This is a genomic window from Luteolibacter sp. (assembly GCF_058122085.1).
Map to the genome: position 1 here is coordinate 1 of NZ_JBIKBQ010000158.1, position 6,809 is coordinate 6,809.

A 6,809-nucleotide genomic window follows, 5' to 3' on the forward strand; every position below is an offset into this window, starting at 1 on the left:
CGCAGCGGCTACCTCGACGTCGTCCTGAAATACTACGAAAACGAAATTCTCCCGGATTCCGCGTCCGCCTTCAAATCCTCCGCCGGCGACAACAAACCGTTCGCGGAAATCGTCCTCCTCACCGACGTTGCCTACTTCGAATGGCGCGTTCTCGACGGCCGCTCGATGGAGTGGCAATTCGACTGGGAAATGCAGGGCCGCCTGCCGCTGCAAATCGAACTCACCCTCGCCATCGGCGCCAAGGGCGAGGAAATCCGCCAGATTTTCTGGGTCCCGCCGAAGCAAAACCCGGAAGTTGTGATGCGCCAAATGCAGCAAGGCGGCGGCGCTCCTGCCGGCGGCGGCGGAAATGGCGCGAACGGAGGCATCCCGCCCATCCAGATCGATCCCGGCGGAATTCCCGGCGGCGGCGCGCAACCTCCTCAGTTTCAGGTTCCCCAGCAATGATCCCCTCCCCCGTCAGCACCCGCAGACCTCGCGGCGCCGCGCTCATGGCGGTGCTCTGGCTGATCGCGATTCTCTCGATGGCCTGCATGGCCACGCTGCGGGTGATCTCGTTCGACATGGAGCTCGCCTCCGCCAAGGTCCACGGCTCGCGCGCCCGCCAAGTCGCGGAAATGGGCATCGCCGTCGGCTCCAATCCCGTCGTCAAGCGCTCCGACCCGCTCCTCCGCTACAACAACGGCGAAACCGGCGAGAGCTACGAAGTCAAAGTCACCTCCGAAGGCGGCCGCTTCAATATCAACGCCCTCATCCTTCAAGACGACAAAGCCTTGCTCAAATCCATGTTCATCGACTGGGGACTCGAACTCGAAGACGCCCAGGAAATCGCCGACGCGCTCGCCGACTGGGTCGACGCCAATGACGACGAACAACTCAACGGCGCGGAGAAAAAATACTACGAGAGCGTGGGCCGCATCAACCAGCCCTTCAACCGGCCGTTTTACGACGTCGATGAAGTCAGCCTCGTCCGCGGCATGGATCTCGTCGAGGCGGTCCGCCCGGATTGGCGGAACTGGTTCACGATCTGGAGCGGCGGCCCGCTCGATCTCAATGAAGCGCCCGCCGAGCTGATCGCCGCCGCCGCCGAGATTACCGCGGACCAGGCCGACATTATCCCCGAAACCGTCCGCGGCACCGACGGCCAGCGCGACACCATCGACGACGTTCCTTTTCAAAATGCCGCCGCCGCGCTTGATCTTTTGGGAATAGATATAAATGGTCGCCCCGACATTTCCAAACGCTTCACCGTGAACGACACCACCACCCGCATCGAGAGCATCGGCTTCGCGGAGGGTGCCAAACGCAAGATCACCGCCATTGTCCGCAACCGCACCGGGAAACCGGCCCTCCTCGAACGCACTGAAGAAATCATCCCGTGAGCAAAACCACTGACAACGTGCTTCTCGTCCCCGGCGAATCCGGTTGGGAAATCTGGACCGGCCAAACCACCGGCGCGGCCTTCACCCTCCACGCGGCCACCTCCGTCGAGCGCGCCTCTGATCTCACCGACCTCCCCGGCGGCGATCTCCTGCTGCTTTTCCCGGTGAAATCCATCACTGCCATCCCGATGCTCGTCTCCAGCGATGACGACGCGCTGTTCCCCGACCTCGCCGCGCTCCATGCCGAGCGCCTCGGCCTCCGCCCGGACCCGATGGCCGGCCAGCTCACCGACCTGTTCGTCATCGCCCGCGAAGCGGAAAACACCGCCCTCGTCTCCATCCAGCTGCGCGCTCCCGGCGAAGGCGAAATGCCGCCTCGCGGGCCGAAAAGCTTCGATATTTCCGCTCGCGCCTACCCGCTCACCGGCGATGCGCTCGCCGTCTGGAAAGAATTCGGCCGCTGGGTGTTCGCCCTCTCGCATCAGGGAAACCTCGTTTATTGCCAAGCCACTTCCGGCACTTCCGCCGAGCCCGACGAGGCCCTCGCCCGGGAAATCCGCCTCGCGCTCATCCAGCTTTCGATGCAAGGCCTTGAGATCGAGCCCGCCCGCGTCGCTTTGTGGACGAGTTCGGAAAATCCCAACGCCGCCGCCCTCGCCGCCGCCTTCAGGGCTCCGGTCGAAATTTCGCCCCGCCCGGCACCCGCCTTGCCGGTTCCGCTGAGCAAACTCCTGCCGGCCGACGTCCGCGCCGCCCGCCGCGAGGCCCAGCGCCGCCAGACCATCATCCTCGGAGCCGCCGCCGTCGCCCTGATCTACCTCGGCATCATCGGCTGGTTCGGCTACGGCTTGTGGAAGGACAGCTCGGAAACCCAAAACCTCCTCCAACAAGCCGCCGAAGCCGCTCCCGAAGGCGAGGCCTACGCCGCCCACATCGCCAAGTGGGACGAACTCGCCCAAGCGATCGACCTGGCGAACTCGCCGGTCGATATCCTCAACCGCATTTCCGCCTGCATTCCGCCCAACAGCGGCCTCCGCCTCAAAACCGCCGACATCAGCGCCACCGAAATCAAGCTCATCGGCGAGGCCCCGCAGCTCCAGGCCGTCAACACCTTCAGCCTCAACCTTGGTAAAAACACCGACCTTGCCAATTTCAAGTGGCAGACTCCCGAGCCCAACCAATCCACCCGCGGTTGGGAGTTCGTCTTCAGCGCCGAAGTTCCCTCCGCGCAGCCTTGATTTCACCGACAAAATCCCGCCGCTCCGGCATTAACCGCTCAACAGCCCGTCCATTTTTCTCTTCCTCTCCATGTCCGTCCGCGAAAAAAAACTGATCATCTTCTTCGCCATCGCGGGATTTGCGATTCTCAATCTGCTCGTTTTCAACTTCGCCACCGCCAAGCGCCAGGAGGTCAACACCCGGCGTGACCAAGCCCAACAAAAGCTCGCCACCGCCGAGATGTTCCGCGAAAGCAACGCGCAAGTGACCGACCAGATGGCTTGGCTGGCCGAGCACGAACCCCAGCCCGCCGCCAACCAAGACGTCCAGACCAAGCTCCAGCAGCTCGCCGAGAGCCAGGCCAAGGCCACCGGCCTCACCATCAAAACCCAAAAGCCCCTTCCCACCGATTCCACCGAGGGCCGCCATTTCCACCGCGCGAAAATCCAGATCACCGTGACCGGCACCGAGCAGGCGCTCTATCAATGGTTCGACAAGCTCAACATGCCCGACCAATTCCGCATCGCCTCGCAAATCCGGCTCACGCCCAACCAAACCGACGACACCCAGATCGACTGCACCGCCACCATCGAGCAATGGTTCGTCCCTGCCACCACTTAACCCGCGCGCATTTTGAAATTTCCGGTCTCCCATTCCGTCCTCCTGCTCCTCGCCCTCACCGGCCTGGCCGAGGCGGCTTTGCCTAAAAAAGCGCCCATCAGCCGCTACACCAGCTTGTGGACCAATTCCCCGTTCACCTCCAAGCCGCCGCCGCCCGAGGCCGGCCCGGAGAACAATCCGCTCGATGACTACGCGCTCATCGGCGTTTCCCCCATCACCGGCAGCAACCGCTACCGCGTGACGCTCATTAACAAGAAAAAGCCCGACGAGCGCATCACCGTCGATTCCGACAAAACCGTCAGCGGTTTCAAAATCCTCGGCGTCACCCGCAAGCCCGGCGACCCGCTTGGCACCGTCGTCCGCATGTCCTCCGGCTCGATGACCGGCACCGTCAGCTTCGACGAGAAACTCCTCACGGTTGCCACCGCCAAAGCCCCGCCGCAAGCCGCGCCGCCCCAAGTGCCCGGCCAGCCCCCTCAACCCGTTCCACCCGGCCAAGCCCAACCGCTGCGCCAACCGCGCCCTCGCGTCGTCCCGCCACCCGCTCCCAAAGCCGGTGCCCCGGCGCAACCTGGCCAGCCCCAACCCGCCCAGCCCGTGCCTCACACCAGCCAGCGGCCGACACGCCGCGGTAATTAATTCTCCAATCTGAAATTCCCACTTTTCTCCATGTCCGTCACACGCTCCATCGCCCTCCTTCTTCTCGGCCTCGCCTCCGTATTCGGTCAAGCACCCGCCCCGGTCGCTCCTCCCGGAGTTCCTGTTCCCGGCGTCGTTCCGCCCGCCCCGGCTGGTGCGCCCGCCGCGAACCAGCCCGCCCCGAACCCCGGCGTGCCTTTGGGTCAGACCAAAATCATCGACGACATCAACGAGCCGAAACTCAGCGGCAACGCCCTTTCCGGACTTTACCGGACCTACACCGGCCGCCGCGTCATCGTCTCCGCCGCCGCCTCCGTCGCCGAGTTTTCCTTCGTCCAGGAAGCCACGCCGCAAGACCCGCTGACCTTCGCCGAGGCCGCCGAGCTCCTCAAAAAAGCCGCCACCATCGAAGGCTTCGTCTTCGTCCCCGACGCGGAAAACCCCAATCTCGACATCCTCACCCACACCAGCGGCATCCGCCCCACCAACCGCGGCGTCTCCGTCTATAACGAAAACGACACGCTGCCCGAGGGCGACGCCGTCATTTCCTATGTCATGACGCTCAGCTACATCAAGCCCGCCGAGGCCGTCAACACCTTCACCCAGATCATCGGCCAGTTCGGTGCCTACGGCTCCATCGCCGCCGTCGCCAACGCTTCCGCCGTCGTCATCACCGAAAACACCTCGCTCATCCGCAAGCTCATCGACCTCAAAAAGGAAATCGACAAGCCCGGCTCCGTCCAAGGCACCCGTTTCATCAAGGTCCAGTTCGCCGACGTCACCGAGATCGCCGAAACCCTCACCGCCCTGCTCACCGCCCAGCAATCCACCCAGAAAACCGCCGGCATCCAGCGCGCCGACGCCGCCCCAGCCGCCCCAGCCGCGCCTCCGGGAGTCATCCCGCAAACCGGCGGCTCGTCCGCTGGCGGCGCGGGCGAGGACACCCCCGTCCAGATCATCCCCGACCCGCGCACCAACCGCATCTTCGTCATGGGCCGCCCCGTTGATCTGCTGTTTGTGGAAGGCCTCGTCCGCGAGTTCGACGTGGAAACCAGCGAGAAAAACTTCCTCCGCCGCAAACTCCGCTTCCTCACCGTCTCGGATTTCCTGCCCATCGCCGGCGACGCCCTCACCCGAGCCTTCAGCGGCACAGGCGATAGCGGCGGTAGCGGCGGTAGCGGCGGTAGCGGCGGTGGCGCCTCTGGCGGCGCTCAAAGCGGCGCAAGCCGCGCTCAATCGACCGGTGGTCAAGCCTCCAGCTCAAGTCGCGGCGGCAGTCGCAGCGGCAGCAGTCGTAGCAACAGCACCGGAGCCAACTTCGGCGGCTCCTCATCCGGCGGCAGCTTCGGTGGCGGCGGATCCAGCGGCGGCTTTGGGGGTGGTGGCGGATCCGGCGGCGGAGGCCTCGGCGATCCCAGCGTCAGCTCGGCCCCCGAGTCCGTCCTCGTCGGTCGCACCCTTCTCGTCGCCGACAACATCACCAACTCCATCGTCGTCCAAGGCCCGCCGTCGGGCTTGGAAATCATCGAGCGCCTCCTCGATCAAATCGATGTGAAGCCCGACCAAGTCATGATTTCCACCGTCATCGGCCAGATGGCGCTTAATAACTCGAAGGAATCGGGAGTGAATTACCTATTCAATAGCAGCGATTTTAAACTCGGTGGCGGCGGCAATAATAGCCCCGTAATTCCCCTTCCAGAGGTGCCAGCGTTAGGAGATTACTTATTCCCCGCTTTCAATCCGGCTTCTCTCTCTGGCAGCGGTCTGCGCGCAATTGGGACCATTGGAGACCTCGGCGTTTACCTCAAGGCGCTGCAGTCCAAGACCGATTTTACAGTTCTTTCACGACCGAGCATCTTTACTTCAAATAACCAGAAAGGCACCATCTCCAGCGGCGAGCGCATCGCCATTCCCACGCAAGGCGGCACCAGCGGCGGCAATTACAACACCGGCACCAGCATCGAATATCAAGACGTCGTCCTCAGGCTTGAGGTCATCCCGCTGGTCAACTCGGATAACGAAATCACTATGCAAATTTCGCTCCTCAACGATGAGCAAAACGGAACGCAAGTTATCGCGGGGGCTGGAACCAACGGAGGTGATCTCGAGGTTCCTCGTATCACCACCCGCGAAGTGTTGACCACGGCCACCGTGCCGAACGGACAAACCATCGTCCTCGGTGGCCTGATCGTCGGGAAAAACGACAAAACTAAGAGTGGCATCCCGATCCTCAGCGACATCCCCTACCTCGGCAGACTCTTTTCCACCACAGTCGACAAAGACGACCGCAGTGAGCTGATGGTCTTCATTCAACCTTCCATCGTGAAAAGCGATCGCTCGCTCGACGCCGTCCAAGCGGACATGGATAACCGCTACAAAGTCTCCGGCAAGGCCCGCGAATTCTCCGACGGCCCCGGCGTGCTGCCGCCGGTGGACGCTATCCCCGTCTCAGACAAGGTCGGCACCCGCGCCCCTGAGCCACAGGCACCCGCCGCCGCCAGTACGCTGAAGCCTTCGATCCGCCCGGCCTTCCGCCGCTGAGATTTTTTAAATAATTCCCGTTTTTTTGAACGACTCCTTTTCCAAGGGGTCGAACGCCCTTGAAGACCGTGCGAAAGTTCGTGTTTTCATGTAAGGGTGAACAGCAGTTGTCAGCCTCATTACGGTTCGCGAATAAAATCGCGGGTGTGTTGAAGTTGTTCAGCTTGGCCGTCGGGGTGGGTGCTCCGGCGGCCTCTTTTTTGTACGTAGTTCAACCCTTTAGGGATTGGCTACGAGTGCTTGCCACAAGGAGGGGCGAAACGTGTTCGCCCTGACCATGAAGTGCCAATGTAAAGCGCTTTGCTCACCTCATTGGCTCCTCATGGTCATCGGCGGACGCATTCCGCCGCTCCTTGGGGCTCTTCGCCTTGTTTTTTCGCAACCACGGCCCCAATCCTTAAAGGCATT

6 protein-coding genes are annotated in these 6,809 nt (G+C 62.7%); all 6 read left to right on the forward strand.

Annotated elements, in window-relative coordinates; translation table 11 throughout:
• A partial coding sequence (locus AC4DF4_RS17400; protein ID WP_490049378.1) for a type II secretion system protein GspJ occupies positions 1-447 on the forward strand: 447 nt, incomplete at its 5' end.
• Positions 444-1,382, forward strand: a complete 939-nt coding sequence (locus tag AC4DF4_RS17405) for a type II secretion system minor pseudopilin (protein WP_490049379.1) — start codon at positions 444-446, stop codon at positions 1,380-1,382. The genes AC4DF4_RS17400 and AC4DF4_RS17405, both read left to right, overlap by 4 nt.
• Positions 1,379-2,620 (forward strand): hypothetical protein, encoded by a 1,242-nt coding sequence (locus AC4DF4_RS17410; protein WP_490049380.1) that lies wholly within the window; start codon positions 1,379-1,381, stop codon positions 2,618-2,620. Before AC4DF4_RS17405 ends, AC4DF4_RS17410 begins: the two co-directional genes overlap by 4 nt.
• Before the next feature lie 70 nt (positions 2,621-2,690).
• Positions 2,691-3,221, forward strand: coding sequence for a hypothetical protein (locus AC4DF4_RS17415; protein WP_490049381.1), 531 nt, complete (start codon positions 2,691-2,693; stop codon positions 3,219-3,221).
• A 12-nt stretch (positions 3,222-3,233) separates the two neighbouring features.
• Positions 3,234-3,860 (forward strand): hypothetical protein, encoded by a 627-nt coding sequence (locus tag AC4DF4_RS17420; protein ID WP_490049382.1) that lies wholly within the window; start codon positions 3,234-3,236, stop codon positions 3,858-3,860.
• A 30-nt stretch (positions 3,861-3,890) separates the two neighbouring features.
• Positions 3,891-6,401, forward strand: coding sequence for a secretin N-terminal domain-containing protein (locus AC4DF4_RS17425; RefSeq protein WP_490049383.1), 2,511 nt, complete (start codon positions 3,891-3,893; stop codon positions 6,399-6,401).
• The last annotated feature ends 408 nt before the right edge of the window (positions 6,402-6,809 follow it).